This is a genomic window from Flavobacterium ginsengisoli (assembly GCF_029625315.1).
In the GTDB taxonomy this organism is placed as follows: domain Bacteria; phylum Bacteroidota; class Bacteroidia; order Flavobacteriales; family Flavobacteriaceae; genus Flavobacterium; species Flavobacterium ginsengisoli.
In genome coordinates, this window is the sequence record NZ_CP121110.1 from 2300862 (window position 1) to 2320533 (window position 19672).

Genomic DNA, 19672 nt, shown 5'->3' on the forward strand with positions numbered 1-19672 from the left:
ATGGCAACAAGTAGAAATGACTTTCACAACAAATTCAATAACGGAGATGTTCCTACACACCTTGACTTTGTTGAAATTTTTGACAATTTCGTTCATAAAGACGATGACAAGGCTAATTTTCAAATGGTCGAAACAGGAACAGATAATGAGCATTATATCACACCAGCGCTTTTAAAAGCGACTTTTCAAAATGCAGGAATCATTGCTGGCAATTGTTATGTACCAATCAAAAATTTTCAAGATGGTTTTACTGGATTATCAATTCAGCTAGATCCAGCACCTATTGCAGACAGCGCTAAAGTATATAAAAATGGTCAATTATTAAAAGAGATTGAAGATTACAATGTAAACAATGACAGTGGTGTAATCACTTTTTCAGCTCCAATCAGCAATCGAAATATTGAAGTAAATTATTGGGCCAAAAATGCAGATACAGAATCAAGTGATCCTAACACTGACCCGATTCTTGGAAGTTTATCTGTACCGTTCAAAGAAAATTTTGACGAGGATACCTTCAATAATGATAAAATTACTCTAACAGAACTTCCTATCAAAGATAGTGTTCGAATCTACAAAAATGGTCAGTTGCTTAGAGAAGGAACGGGCAAAGATTATGTTGTAAACTATAATAGCGGGATTATTACATTTTCTGCCGTAGTAAGTAATCGTAATATAGAAGTTGATTACTGGTATAAAAGCACTGTCACTTTATCGGATTTAGAACTAAACTCTAAATATGTTGACTTAACAACACCACAGACCATTGGCGGGAATAAAAATTTTGCAGAAACAATTGAAGCCAAAGGTTTTATTAAATCGGGCGGAACTTCTAATCAGTTTTTAATGGCAGACGGTTCTGTTTCAACTTCTCCAGGTTCTGATTATGATGCTGGACATTTTATTAGTACGCTTTCTTCTGGAGGCTACCAAAAATTTAGTAACGGATTAATTCTTCAGTGGGCTTATTTAATCAACAATACAAATACTTATACTTTTCCCTTGACCTGGCCAAACAAAGCTTTAAGCGTTACGGTCTCTACTGTAAGAACATCTTCTGGAAGTAGAGGAACCAATCACGTTGCCAATATTACAAGTACAAATTACTATGCAGTTATTGATGGTACTTATGGTTACATGTTCGCAATTGGGTATTAATTAAAATTAAAAAAATAAAAATTATGTATAAAGCAACATATAACAAAAACGGAGAATACACAGGTTTTTATGTCGAAGGAATTCATGAAAATATTCCAGAACCAAATATTGAATTAACTGAAGAAGAATGGCAACAAGCATTGTCAAAAAATTATAAAGTAATTGCAGGCAAACATTGCCATTCTCCTTTTGTTCAAAATAAAGAAGAGCTTTTAGCAAACTTAAGAACCACTAGAAATGCACTTTTAATGGATAGTGATTGGACTCAAGTAAAAGATTCACCGCTTTCTGAAGAGAAAAAAATGGCATGGAAAAATTATAGACAAAAACTAAGAGATTTAACTGATTTAGAAGATCCAACTATTGTTGTTTGGCCAACACTTCCTTTATAATTCACCTTTCTTTTTATGGTTTTGAAAAAACTTAAAAAATCAATGTTCTTACTAAAATAAATATGGAAGAAAATATAACATACAAGCCTTTTGCTTATATAGATCAATATAATCCCGCAGAAGGAGCAACGGTTTATTATAATACCGAAAAGACCTCAACCGTAAAAAAGAATGATTGTCTCTACGGAACATCTGGAAATCTAGTTACTTTAATTGCTCCTGCCAATAAATTTATTTCGACAGAAAGCGTTGCAGATGCAAACCTGCAAGCTCAATCTTGGTTAGATGCAAATGCACAAGCTTATGCTAATAATACCGAATTTGCACTATTAGAGCTACAGCATGGAGAGGAGAAAACCCTTCTTGTGTATTAGAACCATCTACTACTATGTTACCTTTTGATTATATGATAATTAGATACAAGTGGGCCTTAGGTGCTGGTCGTGATTTGGATACTTTTACCGGATTTGTCAGTACTGGAACTGAATGGGATAGTAAATACATGGGATTTGGTCATGGACATGGAAATGAATTACCAAATAATAGCACAGCAATGCAATCCTATATTATGTATGCTGGTGACAATAGAAAAGATAATGGAGTCGAAGCCTGTTTAATCAATTTCGACAAACTTCTCTCAGACTACACTACTTTAAAATCAGTTCCCGTTAGGATGGCTACAGCTTGGTTTGGAGAAATCGGAACAGGTAATATCGATGTCGAAATTACAACATACTCTGGAGGAATAATGCAAAAGGTTGATGCAGACTATGATTTTATCAATATCGGAGGTTCGCAAGTACAACAACTTACCTTTTCTAAAAACGTTCCTAAACCACCTTCATGGATAAATGATATTGATCAAGTAACAAATATTGGATACATAACTTACGATAAAAACACTTCTACAGCGAAGGTTGCAATAACTTATTAAAATATGGAAAATACAGGATATAAATCTTTTGAAACATTAGAAAGATACTATACAGATGATGGTACTTCAACGGGAGAAACTAAACCCAATATAGTTACAGATCCAGATTATATTGCTCCTTTTCTAGATACAACAACTTGTCCACCAGGCTCAAGATTTTATAATACCGCACAGACTAAAACTATAACTAGAAATAATTGTGGTTCTGGATATTCGGGTAGTGATGCCACACTTACAGCCTATCCCAATCAGTTTGTTTCAAATGAAAGTGTAGTAGATGCAAATAACCAAGCAATTGCTTGGTTAGAGGCTAATGCTCAGATATATGCCAATAATGTGGGCACATGTACTGCAACAATTTTAGACACTATTCCTCCAACTGCTCCAACAGGATTGAGATGCTATTCTTCAGATGAAAATCATCTAACCTTAGAATGGAATGCATCAACAGATAATGTTGGTGTGGTGCGATACGAAGTTTTTAGAAGAATAAACAATGGCACTTACGGAACTGATCCATATTACGGAACTCCAAACATTACTGGTGTTTTTTATGCCACAATAGATGAAACATATTATTTTAAAGTAAGAGCCAAAGATGCAGCTGGTAATTATTCTCCGTTTAGTTCTGAAATTTCTGGTTCCGTATAAACTTCCTATTAGAAATATCAAAGACATAATTTTTGGCTACAGACAAAAAGGTCTATGTGATACATAGACCTTAAAAATCATTAATTAAATACCTCAAAAATGAGCACAAATCACAACAGAATAAAAGTGGCTGATTTAGAAACAAATCAACCAGATAAAATTTTAAGCACAAACTCCAGCGGCGAACTGGAGTTTCGTGATATTAACAGCATCAAAACCGATAGCTATAATGGATTGGACTACAGCGAAGAAGGAAAAGCTCTGGATGCTAGACAGGGGAAAGTTTTGAAAGATTTGATATATACTAGTGCTTACGCCCCACATTTAGAAGAGTTAATTCCAAATTACTTTTTACCGAGCGAAACAAATAACATAATATTAAAAGGTTCATTTTTTACACCAACGACTACTGTCGCAATAGAAGGACAGGTTATAAATTATGTTAAATTCAAAAGCGATAATGAAATTCATGTAAATTTAACTACTGGTCTAAATGAAGGTATGTTTGATGTGACTATTAACAATAATCAAATATCAAAAACATATACTGACAAGTTATTAATTAACTTGGGAGAAGTAAGCTATCCTACGGCTTCATCATGGTCGAACTTTTTATCCACTCCTATTATTTCTGAAGATGGAAGTATAAAAGTCTCAACTAGTGGAATTACTCAAGGCGCTGATTGGAAAATTATACCTGCAAATGAAGATTTTCGAATAATAGCTGTCAGCAAAGAATCGCCTTTTAATCCAGGTTATTTATTTGATGCCTATAATGCAGGCGGAACAATTCAGTTAATATCTACAACTGATAATGCAAGAAAAGTTTGGTTTATGTTTAGATGGTTCTCTGCTTTAGGAGGGAATGTTAGAGTCTGGAATAGTTTTGGCGAAGATTCTACAGATGCAAAAGATACAATCGCTTATGGTCCACCACATGGCAAAGTTGCTACAATTGAAAGAAAAGCTGGCATTTGGAAATTCTATGTAAATAACATATTAATTAAATCATATACTGCAAGCATAAATGAAGAATTACTGATTCGATTTCGTGTAAATAATCAAGAAGTGACAGGAATTAAATATGTAAAATTAGCAACTTAAAAAATAAAATGAGCACAAATCACAACCGAATAAAAGTATCTGATTTAGAAACCAATCAACAAGATAAAATTTTAAGCACAAACTCCAGCGGCGAGCTGGAGTTTCGTGATATTAACAGCATCAAAACCGATAGCTATAATGGATTAGACTACAGCGAAGAAGGAAAAGCTCTGGACGCTAGACAGGGAAAAGTTTTAAAGGGCTTGATAGACAATATTAAAGACACTCTCAAAACTTATTTTGACACCATCTACTTAGGAATTTCTAACGATCAAAATGTTTTGGGAATTAAAACATTTCTTAATGGTAAATTAGGCTTAAGAAATGCTGCAAATACTTTTACCTCTTTTTTTGCAAATTCTAATACTGCTTCGAGAACTTATACTCTACAAAATAGAAACGGAACTTTGTTAGACAATACTGATTTATCAACTATCAATTCTTCATTAGCGACCAAACAATCTGTTTTTACAGGAATTACAAATTATATTCCTAAGTCTTTAAGTGCAACAACATTAGGTTCTAGCAGATTAATCGATAATGGTATTTCTTTTGGAATAGGAACATCTAAAATCCCAACTAAGGATATTACATTAGGAAATCAATCAACAAAAGAAATTGGTATAGAGCAAAGCACAAACCAAAGTTCAGGTGCAGATTTAACTATTTCAGCTGGAAGAACAATTAATTATGGAATTGATAACGATTTTGTCTCTTTAAATAATCCAAAAGCTACAAATTATGGGATGGCAGTAGATTTACATGGCAACTTATATTTCGTGGGAAATCAAATATGGATCAGATACTTTGACACAAGTACATTTGTAAATGTTGGATTACTAGGTACTCAAGCTGCCCATGGAGGAATTTGTTTTACTCCATCTGGCACATCTTATATTGGTTCTTCAAACGGAAATGTATATCGCCGACTCGTTGGAGAATCTACATATTCAGTTTTCGCATCTAATTTAGGAGATATCAGAGGCTTAGCTTGTGCACCAAATGGAGATGTTTATTTGGCGAATAGAACCCAAATATACAAAATGGCCTCTGGGACCGATGTTTTTTTATCCTGTAATCAAACCATAAGGTCATGGTGGGGATTATGTGTTTCTCCAAACGGAGATGTTTATTGTTGTGAGGATTGGGGTAATGTATATATACAAATTAATGGAAGTACAACATTTGTTCCAGTAGCTTCTGGAAATTTCCGATCAATGTGCGCTTCTCCAAATGGTGATATTTATGGAGCAACAGAGTTTGGACTAATATACAAGAGGACTTCTGGTTCTGGACCATTCATTCTTCAAAATGCTCCTACCGGCGGATGGAGAGCAATGGCTGCCGATGCTAAGGGAAATATATATGCAGGTCTTAGCAATGGCGAGATATACGTTCAAATAAATGATAATCTAGGAGCACCTGATTTACATGGAGGAGCTCTTAATTTTAAGGCAGGCAGTGGTAAAGGAATAGGTCAATCAAGAATTAATTTTATTACAGGCCAAAAAACAACTTCAGGAACTGATATGCAAATTGAAACGGTTAGAGCATATATAGATGAAAATGGATATATGATTTGGGCAAAAATGCCTACATATCCAGATAATGCTTCAGCAATTGCAGGAGGCCTTCCAATTGGGTGCGAATACAAGACTTCTAATGGAGACCGCAAAATAGTTTATTAAAAAAGTATAAAAATGAACACAAATTACAACAGAATAAAAGTATCTGATTTAGAGACAAATCAGCCAAATAAAACTTTGGTTACCAATGAAAAAGGCGAATTAACTTTTAATGAAATACCTGAAAAAACCTTTAAAACAATCAATGGAGAATCAATTTTAGGAAGTGGAAATATCGACTTATCAAACAAACAAGATATTTCCAATCAAATTAATGTAACATTACCAGCCACTGTTCAAGATACGTGGCATGGGAAAACAGTCAAATTTACTGGTACAGGAACATTAATAATACCTAATTCGTTTATTAACTCAGGAATGTGTTTTGAAGGAATTACAAAAGCTGGCACATCATTAAACTGGTCTATTACTGCTCCAAAAACATTTGAATTTGGAACACCTCCTACAGTAATTGAAAAACAGATATTCACATTTATGCAAAATGAGGGCCAGCATTCAATAATGATTTTAGGACTTTAATTATGGGATTACGAAAAACAATATTTGGAAGAGTAAAATCAAAACCTAATACTTTTATAGGAGGTATTGCAGGGACAATAAACACGCCTGCATTGTTAGCCACAAAAATAGGTGTATCTGCCAGCCAAATTAAAGACTTTAAAGTGATTGGTAATGATATTCAATTTAAAATAAACATCATTTATCAAATACCTTCTAATGCTTTTAGTGGAAATACTAATATTACGTATTTTAACGATTCAGAAGGATTTGTAAATTCAATAGGAACAAGATCATTCTATAACTGCACTTCCCTATCAGATTTTATAGCAAACAATGTAGAATCAATAGCTGGTACAGCTTTCTACAATTGCACATCGATAACAAGCTATAGCTTCCCTAAAGTTACGACTATTGACAGTGTGCAAAGTGGTACACTGCTTGGCACATTTTGGGGCAATACCTCTCTACTGACTTTCTCTGCTCCGCTGCTTACCAGCATTACAGGAACCGGAAAATGTTTTGAGGGTGCAAGCAAAATGACAACCTTCTATGCTCCAAATTTAGAAGGCGACATTCCTGGAGCAAGCTTTAATCTATGCACAGCATTAAATGAATTTACAGTAGGCCCGATTACAAGCATAGGTGGCGGATGCTTTTATGATTGCTCTTCTCTGACTTCTCTGACTTTCAATAGCCTGGATACATTAACAGGAGTAAACGCATTTAGAAACTGTTCAGGCTTAAAATATTTTTCAGCAAACAGCCTAAAAGATATTCCCACCGGAACTTTTACGGGCTGCATCAGCTTGGAAAATGTTTATATAGCCTCATCCGAATCTATTCCTTCCAGCTGCTTTGCCAGTTTTTCCAAACTGAAAAGCATAGACATTTCATCGGTCAAAACAATAGCCAGCGGAGCTTTCAGCAACTGCACTTCCCTATTGGATTTTAATGCAGACAATGTAGAATCGATAGCAGGTACGGCTTTCTACAATTGCACATCGATAACAGGCTATAGCTTCCCTAAAGTTACGACTATTGAAAGTGTATCAAATGGTGGGCTGATAGGCACATTCAAAAACAACACCTCTCTGCTAACCTTCCATGCTCCGCTGCTCACCAGCATGACAGGAACAGGAAAATGCTTTGAGAGCGCAAGCAAAATGACAGCATTCTATGCTCCAAATTTAGCAGGCAGCATTCCTGGAGCAAGCTTTAATCAATGCGCAGCATTAAATGAATTTACAGTCGGTCCGATTACAAGCATAGGCGGCGGATGCTTTTCTGATTGCTCTTCTCTGACTTCTCTGACTTTCAATAGCCTGGATACATTAACAGGAGTAAACACATTTAGCAACTGTTCAAGCTTAAAATATTTTTCAGCAAACAGCCTAAAAGATATTCCCACCGGAACTTTTACGGGCTGCATCAGCTTAGAAAATGTTTATATAGCCTCATCCATATCTATTCCTGCCAGCTGCTTTGCCAATTTTTCCAAACTGAAAAACATAGACATTTCATCGGTTAAAACAATAGCCAGCGGAGCTTTCAGCAACTGCACTTCCCTATTGGATTTTAATGCAGACAATGTAGAATCGATAGCGGGTACGGCTTTCTACAATTGCACATCGATAACAGACTATAGCTTCCCTAAAGTTATGACGATTGACAGTGTATCAAATGGTGGGCTGATAGGCACATTCAAAAACAACACCTCTCTGCTAACCTTCCATGCTCCGCTGCTCACCAGCATGACAGGAACAGGAAAATGCTTTGAGAGCGCAAGCAAAATGACAGCATTCTATGCTCCAAATTTAGCAGGCAACATTCCTGGAGCAAGCTTTAATCAATGCGCAGCATTAAATGAATTTACAGTAGGCCCGATTACAAGCATAGGCGGCGGATGCTTTTATGATTGCTCTTCTCTGACTTCTCTGACTTTCAATAGCCTGGATACATTAACAGGAGTAAACACATTTAGCAACTGTTCAAGCTTAAAATATTTTTCAGCAAACAGCCTAAAAGATATTCCCACCGGAACTTTTACGGGCTGCATCAGCTTAGAAAATGTTTATATAGCCTCATCCATATCTATTCCTGCCAGCTGCTTTGCCAATTTTTCCAAACTGAAAAACATAGAAATTTCATCGGTCAAAACAATAGCCAGCGGAGCTTTCAGCAACTGCACTTCCCTATTGGATTTTAATGCAGACAATGTAGAATCGATAGCAGGTACGGCTTTCTACAATTGCACATCGATAACAGGCTATAGCTTCCCTAAAGTTACGACTATTGAAAGTGTATCAAATGGTGGACTGATAGGCACATTCAAAAACAACACCTCTCTGCTGACCTTCCATGCTCCGCTGCTTACCAGCATGACAGGAACAGGAAAATGCTTTGAGAGCGCAAGCAAAATGACAGCATTCTATGCTCCAAATTTAGCAGGCAACATTCCTGGAGCAAGCTTTAATCAATGCGTAGCATTAAATGAATTTACAGTCGGTCCAATTACAAGCATAGGCGGAGGATGCTTTTATGATTGCTCTTCTCTGACTTCTTTAATTCTTAATCATGTAACGTCAATTGGAACAAATGCCTTTTATAATTGTACTGGCATTAATAATATAAGTCTTCGAGCTTTAACTATCTGTGGTGATACCATAACAAACAACAATGTATTTTTTGGAATCAAATTGGGTTGTAATATAACTGTACCTGTCGCCTTACAGACCGTAAACGCAGGAGCACCAGATGGTGATTTGGTTTATGCTCAAACTTCTAGAAATGCAATTATAAATTATATATAAAAACAAACTATTCTAATTTGATGATAATTAAATCTTCTTTAGATTGTGATGTTGACGATTCTTATAAAGAAACAAATGTTTTTCTCTTTACTAGCAACTTAAAGAAAAAGCACTCAAAATATAAAAATGATGGGGAAGCTAACAAAATTTGATAGTTTATATAGATAATTAAAATAAAAACATAATGCACAATAGATAAAAGCCTTTCGATTCTAATGACTCTCATTTCTTAGAATTCTTAAGATGTTATTTTAACATCTTAAGAATTTAAACCTCGACTGAAATTTGACCATGTTTTATTCAAAAATAAAAAATAACAAGCATTAATAACAATTACAAATCAAAGTTAAATGAGCACAAATTATAATAGAATAAAAGTCGCCGATTTAGAGACAAATCAGCCTGATAAAATTTTAAAAACAAACGAAAATGGAGAACTAGAGTTCAGTGATATCTCTGAAAAAGAATCTGATCCTGTTTCCGCAACAACTGCTGGTATTGTTAACAATACTGCCTTACAAGAATTAGGAGGTGCAGATAAGACAATTAATGGCATTAGGATAGGAATGGGTGGAGGTAATCTAACCCAAAATACGGCTCTTGGACGAAATACACTACTTTATAATACAACTGGAGAATATAATACTGGCCTAGCAAGAAATACTTTAGTTTTTAATACCACGGGATCTTATAATACAGGGGTCGGTAGCGGTGCTTTGAATGTAAATACAACCGGACAGCGAAATACAGCCATAGGGTCTAGAGCCTTAAGTCGTAATACAACGGGATCATTTAATACAGTTCTAGGAGAAGGCGCAGGAACACTTCAAACTACAGCCAATAATAACATTTTATTTGGATTTCAAGCTGGTAGAGCAATTACTACAGGAAGTAATAATCTATTGATAGAAAATACAATTAATGATGGCGTGACAACCGGAAATAAAAACATAATACTAAATCCTTTAAGTACAGGCGTTACTGGCATTCATGCCGGAAATAATAATACCTTGATTGGAGGACTAATTAGTTTAACTGATCTCAGTGATCATATAATTATTGCCACAGGAACTGGAGCTATGGGGTTTATTAGTGACAATACAGGTTTAACACGAGTCCCTAGACAGACCAATGCTTTAATAGCAGGTGACACAACAGGAAAAGCTATAATCACAAAAGAGTATCTAGCTACTAGTTTACCTTCCTTGACAACAACAAATGTTGCTCCATCTTCTGCCACAGCAACAGGGGTTAAAGGAGATATTAGAATAGACAATGATTATGTTTATATTTGTGTAAATACCAACACTTGGAAAAGAAGTGCATTAACAACTTGGTAGATTAAACAACTATTTTTAAAACTTAAAAACAAATCTAAAATCAAAGCCAGCATCAGATAACAAAAAAGTCGCCTTATGCTGGCTTTATTATTAGAAAATAAATGAAAAGATTATGCAAAAGCAATCTTTTTAAAAATATTTACTTCTTAAACTTCCCAATTCCACTCTGCAACCATCCATAATACTCCTCAATATTCGGATTATAAGCTGACGGCTCTGTCAAGTTCACACTATTATGATCTACAATTACATAAAACGGCTGCGCATTTGCCTTGTAAGTTTTAATCTGTAAATCGCTCCATTTATTGCCGATTGTTTTAATCTTTTTTCCTGTTGTTTCAGAAATGTATTGTTCGGTTTCTGGAAGCTCTTTTTTATCATCAACATACAATGAAATCAAAACCACATCGTTATTTAAAACACCTAAAACTTTAGGATCTGACCAAACTAACTCTTCCATTTTTCGGCAGTTTACACAAGCATAACCTGTGAAATCTATTAAAACTGGTTTTCCAACTTTTTTAGCATATTCCATTCCTTTATTATAATCATGAAATGTAATAATATTTTGCGGGCCGTGCTCTGCTCCTTCTGGCAACGAACCTGTAGTTTTTAACTCGGAATTGCCCGAAACTCCCAATCTGTTTGGTGATTCGCTGTATTGCATTGGTGGAGGAAATCCGCTAATTAATTTTAATGGAGCGCCCCAAAGTCCTGGAATCAGATAAATCGTAAAACTTAAAACAATCAATCCAAAACCTAATCTTCCAACTGAAATATGATTTAAAGGAGAATCATGTGGCAACGTAATTTTTCCGAATAAATAAAAAGCCAGCATTCCGAAAACAGCAATCCAAATGGCAAGGAAAACTTCTCTTTCTAACCAATGCAATTGCAGAACCAAATCGGCATTTGATAAAAATTTGAAAGCCAAAGCCAGTTCCAGAAATCCTAAAACCACTTTTACCGTATTCAGCCACCCGCCCGATTTTGGCAAAGCGTTTAACCAACCTGGAAAAGTCGCAAATAATGAAAACGGAAGCGCAATGGCAATCGAGAAACCTAACATTCCAACAATTGGTGCAATTCCGCCTTTTGAAGCCGCTTCAACAAGTAGTGTTCCAACAATTGGTCCTGTGCACGAAAATGATACAACCGCTAAAGCCAAAGCCATAAAGAAAATCCCAATTAGCCCACCTCTATCGGCTTGCGAATCTACTTTGTTGGCTAATGAACTTGGCAGTACAATTTCGAAAGCTCCCAAAAAAGAACAAGCAAAAACAACCAATAAAATAAAGAAAATCAGATTAAACCAAACATTGGTTGAAAGTGCATTCAATGAATCGGCACCAAAAACTGCTGTTACGATTGAACCCAATAAAACATAAATAATTACGATTGAAATTCCGTAAATCAGGGCATTTTTAATTCCTGCCGCTTTGCTTTTACTTTGTTTGGTAAAAAAACTTACCGTCATCGGAATCATTGGAAAAACACAAGGCGTCAACAATGCGGCAAATCCAGATAAAAATGCTAAAATAAAAATCGTCAGCAATCCTCTAGATTCGGTTTTCTTTGATGAGCTGGCAATTTCTTGTTTTGATTTTTTTTCTTCTGTCTGAGAAACAGATTTTTCTTCTTTAGTTACAGAATCATTTTTTACGACTGCAGTTTCTTCGGCACAAGCCAATTTCTTTTCTTTCGGAATTTTAAAAGTTAATTCTTCTGTAGAAGGTGGCAAGCAATTACTATCGTCGCAAACCATAAAATCGACCTCGGCAGCAACATCTGAAATATCGTCTGAAATGAATTTGATTTTTTGCGTGAAAAGTGCTTTATCTTCAAAATATTTAATTTTCATATCGAAGATTTTATCAACTGTTTCGTGTCCTTTATCTTCGGTTGTTTTTCCGATTAATTCGATTTTTTTAGGCTGATTTTTAAAAGTAAAAGCCGTTGGCGAAGGCCCGCCTTCTTCGATATATTGTCCGTATAAATGCCAGCCAGATTGTATTTTCGCCTGAGCTTTTAAAATATATTCTTTATCTGAAATTTTTTCTACAGTTGTCGTCCATTTTACCGGATTATACATTTGCCCGAACATGGAAAACGAGATCAATAACAGAAATGCAATTATGGTATTTTTCATTTGTTTTTGGTTTAATTTTTTGAAAAAAAAGAGCTGTCGGCAAAACAGCTCTTTTGGTCTTTCACCGAAAATGGCTTACTAATTCAGATTCTAAAATGAAATAATGAAAGACGACTATTAAAAATTGTTGATTTTAGATTGCAGATTTTAGATTTAGTGACAAACTTTGTCAAAGTTTAAAACTTTGACAAAGTTGAATTATCGAGACTGAATACTAAAAACTACTTCAACGGATTTCCATCTTTAGCTAGAGAACCCGATTTGATAATGATCATTTTATCCAGCTGAATGTATTTCTTGATGGCATCGTTTACTTGCTGTAAAGTTGCTTTTTCGATATCTTTTGGATATTGATCGATATAATTTGGCTCTAAACCTCTTTCGATAAAACTTAAAATCGTTCTTGCCATTCCGCTTGTGGTTGCCATTCCTACTTTAAAGCTTCCAATTAAATTGGTTTTCTTGTTTTGCAACTCGTCTGCTGTGATTCCGTTTTTTATCCATTTATCAACTTGAACCATTGTTGCATCTAGACCTTTTTGAAATAAATTCGGGTTGAAAGAAGCGTTGACAAACCAGTAGCCTCCAGTTTCGATATTTCCGCCCAAACCAGAAGAAATGTTATAAGTTAAACCGTCATTATCGCGAACTGTCTGCATTAAACGGCCTGCAAAACCTGCACCTAAAGTATAATTTCCGATATAAAACGGAATATAATCGGCATCGGCTCTTTTTAAACCTGTAAATTGTCCTATGAATAATTCTGCACTTGGTTTTTCTGGAATGGTTACTACTTCTGTTTTTGATGCTCGCTTTTGTAGCTTCTTCAAATTTTAATTTTTCTGTAACTCCTCCATTCCAATTTTTGAATGATTTTTGTAATGAAGCTTTTAAGTTTGCACCATCGGTGTCTCCAACAATTACAAGTCTCATAGAAGCTGTGCCGAAATATTTTTTGTGGAAAGCTTTTACTTCGTCCAAAGTCGCGTTTTTGATATTCGCAATATTGTCCTCTACACTTAAACTGTAATTTGGATTTCCTTTTGGATAAATTGCTTGCGATAAAGCAATACTTCCTCTTTCGCCTGGATCATTCAGATCTTGCTGTGTATTTCCAATAAACTGCTGTTTCAAATTCTCGAATTCTTTTGCATCAAACAACGGATTTCTCAGTTCTTCTGCCAATAAAGTAATTACTTGATCTAAGTCTTTTTTCAAACATTTAAATCCGATATTGATTTTGAAAGTCGAAGCATTTACATTTAATGAAACTCCTAGTTTTTGCAGTTTTTCTGAAAACTTAAATTTGTCATTCAGCGTTGTTCCTTTAGATAACATTGAAGCTGTTAGCGCTGGAATAACATCATTTTTAGTTTCGCTGGCATAATTTCCTAACGAAATACTTGCGGCAACCGTAACAAAATCTTTTGCTGAAGTTTTTACTGAAACCACATCAATTCCAGATACTTTTTCTCTTTTAAAAGCTGAAGCCGATTTTTCGATTAAAGTTTCTGAAGAAATTAATTCTTCTGCTGTATTTTTTACTAAAGCTGGAGCAGATGAAGACTCTTCATAAACATGTCCTTCATCTGAATGTCTATAATAAAACGGACCATTTTCTGGCATATAATTGTTGGCTTTCGCCGAATCATTATTTTGAGCACCAGCTTGTTTCGGAATAAAATATCCTGTTGTACTTTGATCTTCAACCAAATATTTATTTGCCACACGCATAACATCAGCTGGAGTTACTTTTTTCAATCGGTCAACTCCTGTAATGTAAGCTGTCCAGTCGCCAGAAGCGATTGCTTCGTTTAATGCTGATGCAATTACGCCAGAACCATCGCGCGCTAAAATAGTCTGTGCGCTAATTTTTGCTACAACTCTATTTACTTCATCCTGAGTAACGCCTTCCTTTTGAATTTTAGCCACGACTTCACTAATTTTAGTATCGATATCTTCATGTTTTGAAGTCGTCGGAAAACCAACACCAATCGTAAAAAGTCCAACTTCTTTAAAATTAGTTGCACTTGCATAAGTATAAATTCCTAAACGAGTGTCAACAAAAGTTTTGTTTAAAATTGCTGATGGCCCAACACCAATAATCTGAGCCAAAATATTCAACGCAGGAAGATCTTCATGCAAAGCTCCAGGAATTTTATAAGCTTTGTTTACAACGCCTAATTCTCCTGGTTTTCTAACGATAATTTTACGTGCGCCATATTGTTGAGGTTCTTCTGTATAAGGCTGTGGCATAGCATTTGGCGCTTTTGTAATTTTGCCGAAATATTTTTCGATCAATTCAAAAACATTCTCTTTTTTGAAATCTCCAATAATGGTTAAAGTCGCATTATCTGGCCAATAATAGGTATTATAGAAATTTTTCAATACTTCAATCGGAGCTTTTTCAATATCCGATTTCCACCCAATTGTAGAATGATGATATGGATGTGCAATATACGCCGAAGCCCAAATTTCTTTATCCAATAAACTGTTCGGATCATTTTCGCCACGCTCAAATTCGTTACGAACCACCGTCATTTCTGCTTCTTTATCTTCTTTTAATAATAAAGAATTACGCATTCTGTCGGCTTCGATTTGAATTGCCAGTTCTATTTTATCACTTGGCAATGTTTCAAAATAATTGGTTCGGTCGTACCAAGTTGTAGCATTTAACTGTGCTCCCGTATTTTGAAGCACATCTGTAATTGTGTTTCCGTTCTTCTTATTGAAAGTCGGAGTTCCTTTAAACATTAAATGTTCTAAAAGATGCGTTGATCCTGTGTTTCCTAAAACTTCGTGTTTAGATCCAACACGATATACAATTTGTACCGTTGCAACTGGCGAAGCATTGTCTTGCAAAAGCAAAACATTCATTCCGTTTGGCTGATATAAATATTCTTCAATTCCGCCTAACTCTTTTATTTTCTTAAAGTTAACCGATTTACTTTGCGCTGAAACAAGCGCGCAGAAAGCTAATGAGCAATAGCCCAGAAAGATGTGTTTTTTCATTTTTTGTTGATTGAGATATTTAGCTTGAAGTAACTTTGTCAAAGTTTAAAACTTTGACAAAGTTGATCTTGCATTTTTAAAAAGCTTAAGATTTACTGAAAATTTCTTTTAGTTTAGATTGCAATTCAGCTTCTCTAAGATTCTTGGCAACGATTTTTCCGTCGGGTCCAATTAAGTAGTTGGTTGGAACCATTTTTACTCCGTATAAAACGGTCGCTTCATTTTGCCATCCTTTTAAATCAGAAACATGTGTCCAGGTTAAACCGTCTTTTTCGATTGCTTTTTCCCAAAGTTTCTTTTTATCATCTAGAGAAACTCCCAAAACATCAAATCCTTTATCGTGATAGGTTTTGTAAGCCACAACTACATTAGGATTTTCTTTTTCGGCATGGACCACACCAGCTTGCCCAAAAATCTACTAGAACATATTTACCTTTGTAATCTGATAATTTTACTACTTTTCCGTTAATATCAGTTTGAGAAAATTCAGGAGCTGCAACGCCAACTGCTGTTTTTTCGTTAAGATCAATCGATGCTTTTAATTTTTTTCCGTAAAATGATTTTTGAATTTCTGGAGATAAAACTGCATAATATTCTTTTACTTTTTCTGGAGTTCCGTAAGAGACAATTCGGTCTTCAATTACTAATGCTCCACCTAAATTGTCTTTATTTTTTCTGATGAATTTATCTGTCAAATCATCCGCGAAAGCGCCAAGATCTTTCCATTTTTTATCCATCATGGTTTGCTGTTCTGGAGTTAGTTTTACTTTTCCGCCTTGTGTCAGTGAATCAGATAATTTGTAAATCGGACCAGCAACTGCTTGTATTTTTTTGAATTCGTTATCGTAATACGATTTGTAAAGTCCGTTTTGAGTAGCTCCAGTTACTTTGGCTTTAAAAACAGAATCTTTTTTGGCTTCAATCGTAATATCTTCATTATCTAAAAGAAAATAAGCTCCATATTCCTGTCCTTTAATTTTAATGGTATGAAATAAAGGTTCTCCTGTTTTTCCTGCAAAAGAAAATGCACCTTCTTTTACCTCAGCCGAATCAATGATTTTTTTATCTCCTTTTTCATCGGCGTATTCCAGATAAACAGTTCCTTTATCTAATCCGGCAATTTTCCCGTTTATTGTATATCCTTCTTTCTTTGTGCAAGAAGTAAAAGCCGTAAGCGCCAATGCCAAAAACGATGATTTTAAGATTGTACTTTTCATGATGATATTTTTTGTTTGTTATTTTTTTAATTTTTATTCAAGGTAATTCAACTTTGTCAAAGTTTGAAAACTGAGACTTAATTACGATTTCATAAGTTCTTTCAACTTAGCTTCTAATTCTGCACCTCTCAAATTTTCTCCGATAATTACACCTTTACCGTCTACTAAATAGGTTGCTGGAATTGCTTTTACGTTAAATGATTTACTCACTTTATCGTCGTCTAGAAGATTGTGCCATTGCATATTTTCCTGTCCAAGAGCTTTTTGCCAAGCTTTTTCATCTTTATCAATTGAAACGCTTAAAATTTCAAATCCTTTGTTTGAATATTCAGCATAAGCTGTTTTTAAATTCGGAATTTCTTTTCGGCATGGACCGCACCAAGATGCCCAAAAATCTACCAAAATATACTTTTTACCTGTTACGATATCTTTTGCATTAAATGTTTTTCCGTCTTTATCTTTTAATCCGAAATTGGCAATGCTTGTTCCTACTAAAGATTTCGGATTCAAATCTTTATCTAAAATCTGTCCGTAGTAGCTTTTCTTTGCCACATCAGAAAATTGCTCGTAAATTGGCTTTTGTTCTGGAGTAAAATAACTGTATGAAGTCATCATAAAAAATGGTCCCCACCAATTTGCTTTATGTTTCGCAATAAGAGCCAATGTTGTTTTTTCGACATTTGTAAAAAATGCTTTTTCATCTGCTTCAAATTTTTTCCAAACTGGAAGATTCTGAAGTGAATCTACCGCTTTTGTATTTTTATCGCGTCTTGCCGCACCGATTAATTTGCTCAATTCATCTGAATCTTTGGTGTGATACGCTTTATAGTCTTTATCAAGCTGATCTTTATAAACAATTTCTTTTGCATAAAAATCATGTGATTTAGAGCCCGTAATAACTACATCTTTAAAAGTTATCCACTCTCCTTCTTTATCTGAAACCGTACCAGCTGCCGATATTTTTATTTTTGCATTTTCGACCATTACAGAAATATTTCCTTTGTTTTTACCAAAGACAACATAGAAAAAACGTGGCTCATTTAATTTTCCTGAAAAAGTAAATTTACCGTCTTTAAGCGTTGTTTCAGCAACTGGCAGTTCAGAAGTATGTGTTCCCCCTGGTATTAATTTTACAGCTGTTCCATCGATTAACCCTGTAACATTTCCTTCAATAGAATAAGACGTTGCTCGCAGGAGAAGCTGTTTTTTTCTTTTGTGCCTGACCATTGTTTGAAATCATAAACAAACAGATGCACAATCCTAATATTTTATATTTAATTGTATTCATTTTTGATTGATATTTTAAGAAAAGCTTCCTTTTCGGAGTTCCTAATCAGGAAGCTTTACAGTTATTATTTGTCTACGTTTTGCGTTATTGTTCCGTTTCCTGGATTATTTATTGCTCCTTGCGGGAACGGAGATGTCCATAAATGAGAGTCTGAAGAAAGTGTATATGTTTTACCTCCAACCACTTTTGTGAAACTAACTTTGTAAACTCCTTCTGCATTTAAACGGCGTGCGTCTGCATATGGAATAAGCGTCATGATTAGTTCGTTGTTTTTCGTTCTGTAAATGGCATTCAGAGCTGTTGTTTTATCAGTAGTTGAAATATCTTGATAAGAAGCTGGAAGAATACGTGTTTTACGAACGGTATTTAAAACGGTTAATGCATCTGCAATTTGTCCTGCACGTGCTAGACATTCTGCTTTTATTAAATATACTTCTACTGTTGTGATTCCTCCAAAATTGAAAGCTCCGGTCAAAGTTCTTCTATATGAAGTCTCAGCACCTACTGTTCTAATTTTCCATCGAGAAATAAATCTTGCATCGCCCGTTTCAAAACGCTGTGCACGTTCTACTGGAATGTCAAATTCTGCTCCTAAATTTGAAGAACTTCCGTGACGAAATGTGTAATTTTCTACATAATTGAATCCCATTGGAGACGGAGTTGTAGTGTACGAATTCGGAACATCGATCACTGCTTTATTGGCATTGTAATATCCAATCCAATCGTATAATTTATTGTTTTCTGCTAATGCTAAATCGGCATTTTTTAAAGCTTCTGTATAATTATTCATCTGCAGATTTACTCTTGCATTGAAAGCATAACCAGCGCCTAAATTTGGGTGCAGCGCCGTCTGAGAAACTTTTGGCAGATAAGGCAGCGCATCTTTAATATCATTTAAAATAAAATCATATAATTCCTGAATGGTTACCTGTTTGCTTGGCGCATTAATATTAGCACTCGTAATTAACGGAACTGATAATTTTGTCGATGCTATTGAAGCCACATACGTATCTGCGTAAAAATTTACCAGATTAAAATAATTCATGGCACGCAACAATTTTGCTTGAGCCCAAACAACTCTTTGCTCCTGTTCTGTTGCTTTTGTTGCTGTTAAAGCATTTTCGATTATTAAATTAAAAGTCGAAATTCCTTGATAGCCTCCATAGTAAGTTCCTTCATCTGATGGTTTCAATTCGATACGATTTGCATTTTCATCCCACATATAGTTTGCATTATACAATCTATTGCTCGATAAAGTTGTCTGCGTTTACAAACTGGTCGTTTAATACGTGCAAAGCAGGTAAAACATCTACTCTTTGGTTGGTGTATTCGTCTCTTAAAAAAGCTTCAAAATCTGCCAAAGTGGTTGGTGTTTTTGATCCTTTTGGAATATCGTCCAAATAATTTTCGCAAGATGCCAAAGTCAATCCTAAAGCCAATAGGCACACTGCCTTTTTATATATATTTTTCATC

The 19672-nt window shown here is 34.9% G+C and carries 18 protein-coding genes; 10 read left to right on the forward strand and 8 right to left on the reverse strand.

Going from position 1 to position 19672, the window contains the following annotated elements:
• The 10 genes from P5P87_RS10710 (at nt 1) to P5P87_RS10755 (ending at nt 10533) form a co-directional block, all read left to right on the forward strand.
• Nucleotides 1-1155 carry a gp53-like domain-containing protein gene (locus P5P87_RS10710; RefSeq protein ID WP_278022531.1) on the forward strand — a complete coding sequence of 385 codons (1155 nt, stop codon included), beginning with the start codon at nt 1-3 and terminating at the stop codon, nt 1153-1155.
• A 23-nt stretch (nt 1156-1178) separates the two neighbouring features.
• The gene (locus tag P5P87_RS10715; RefSeq protein ID WP_278022532.1) at nt 1179-1547 is read left to right on the forward strand and encodes a tail fiber assembly protein; all 369 of its coding nucleotides are present in this window, start codon (nt 1179-1181) and stop codon (nt 1545-1547) included.
• A 62-nt stretch (nt 1548-1609) separates the two neighbouring features.
• The gene (locus P5P87_RS10720; protein ID WP_278022533.1) at nt 1610-1921 is read left to right on the forward strand and encodes a DUF5977 domain-containing protein; all 312 of its coding nucleotides are present in this window, start codon (nt 1610-1612) and stop codon (nt 1919-1921) included.
• Between the two features lie 32 nt (nt 1922-1953).
• Nucleotides 1954-2481 carry a hypothetical protein gene (locus P5P87_RS10725; protein WP_278022534.1) on the forward strand — a complete coding sequence of 176 codons (528 nt, stop codon included), beginning with the start codon at nt 1954-1956 and terminating at the stop codon, nt 2479-2481.
• A 3-nt stretch (nt 2482-2484) separates the two neighbouring features.
• Complete coding sequence (locus tag P5P87_RS10730; RefSeq protein ID WP_198856717.1) at nt 2485-3132, forward strand: DUF5977 domain-containing protein; 648 nt, start codon at nt 2485-2487, stop codon at nt 3130-3132.
• A gap of 99 nt (nt 3133-3231) precedes the next feature.
• The gene (locus P5P87_RS10735) at nt 3232-4236 is read left to right on the forward strand and encodes a hypothetical protein (RefSeq protein ID WP_278022535.1); all 1005 of its coding nucleotides are present in this window, start codon (nt 3232-3234) and stop codon (nt 4234-4236) included.
• A gap of 8 nt (nt 4237-4244) precedes the next feature.
• Entirely contained in the window at nt 4245-5924 is a 1680-nt protein-coding gene (locus tag P5P87_RS10740) for an NHL repeat-containing protein (protein ID WP_278022536.1), read from the forward strand.
• A 12-nt stretch (nt 5925-5936) separates the two neighbouring features.
• Complete coding sequence (locus P5P87_RS10745) at nt 5937-6401, forward strand: hypothetical protein (protein ID WP_278022537.1); 465 nt, start codon at nt 5937-5939, stop codon at nt 6399-6401.
• Between the two features lie 2 nt (nt 6402-6403).
• On the forward strand, nt 6404-9193 hold the full coding sequence (locus P5P87_RS10750) for a leucine-rich repeat domain-containing protein (protein ID WP_278022538.1): 2790 nt from the start codon (nt 6404-6406) through the stop codon (nt 9191-9193).
• Nucleotides 9194-9543: 350 nt separating this feature from the next.
• The gene (locus P5P87_RS10755; protein ID WP_278022539.1) at nt 9544-10533 is read left to right on the forward strand and encodes a hypothetical protein; all 990 of its coding nucleotides are present in this window, start codon (nt 9544-9546) and stop codon (nt 10531-10533) included.
• Nucleotides 10534-10672: 139 nt separating this feature from the next.
• Here the strand turns inward: P5P87_RS10755 and P5P87_RS10760 are convergent, their stop codons facing one another.
• From P5P87_RS10760 to P5P87_RS10795, 8 genes are all read right to left on the reverse strand, one after another.
• Entirely contained in the window at nt 10673-12682 is a 2010-nt protein-coding gene (locus P5P87_RS10760) for a protein-disulfide reductase DsbD family protein (RefSeq protein WP_278022540.1), read from the reverse strand.
• A gap of 221 nt (nt 12683-12903) precedes the next feature.
• A complete protein-coding gene (locus P5P87_RS10765) occupies nt 12904-13437 on the reverse strand; it encodes a M16 family metallopeptidase (protein WP_278022785.1) in 534 nt (177 codons plus the stop codon).
• Nucleotides 13322-15694: a M16 family metallopeptidase gene (locus P5P87_RS10770; RefSeq protein WP_278022541.1), complete on the reverse strand. Its 2373-nt coding sequence runs from the start codon at nt 15692-15694 to the stop codon at nt 13322-13324. Before P5P87_RS10770 ends, P5P87_RS10765 begins: the two co-directional genes overlap by 116 nt.
• 85 nt (nt 15695-15779) lie before the next feature.
• The gene (locus P5P87_RS10775) at nt 15780-16091 is read right to left on the reverse strand and encodes a peroxiredoxin family protein (protein WP_278022542.1); all 312 of its coding nucleotides are present in this window, start codon (nt 16089-16091) and stop codon (nt 15780-15782) included.
• Nucleotides 16063-16911 (reverse strand): TlpA disulfide reductase family protein, encoded by an 849-nt coding sequence (locus P5P87_RS10780; RefSeq protein ID WP_278022543.1) that lies wholly within the window; start codon nt 16909-16911, stop codon nt 16063-16065. The genes P5P87_RS10775 and P5P87_RS10780 overlap by 29 nt, the downstream gene beginning before the upstream one ends.
• Before the next feature lie 81 nt (nt 16912-16992).
• Nucleotides 16993-18138 (reverse strand): TlpA disulfide reductase family protein, encoded by a 1146-nt coding sequence (locus P5P87_RS10785; protein ID WP_278022544.1) that lies wholly within the window; start codon nt 18136-18138, stop codon nt 16993-16995.
• A 125-nt stretch (nt 18139-18263) separates the two neighbouring features.
• The gene (locus tag P5P87_RS10790) at nt 18264-19439 is read right to left on the reverse strand and encodes a RagB/SusD family nutrient uptake outer membrane protein (RefSeq protein WP_278022545.1); all 1176 of its coding nucleotides are present in this window, start codon (nt 19437-19439) and stop codon (nt 18264-18266) included.
• A gap of 1 nt (nt 19440) precedes the next feature.
• Entirely contained in the window at nt 19441-19671 is a 231-nt protein-coding gene (locus P5P87_RS10795) for a hypothetical protein (RefSeq protein ID WP_278022546.1), read from the reverse strand.
• Between the last annotated feature and the right edge of the window lies 1 nt (nt 19672).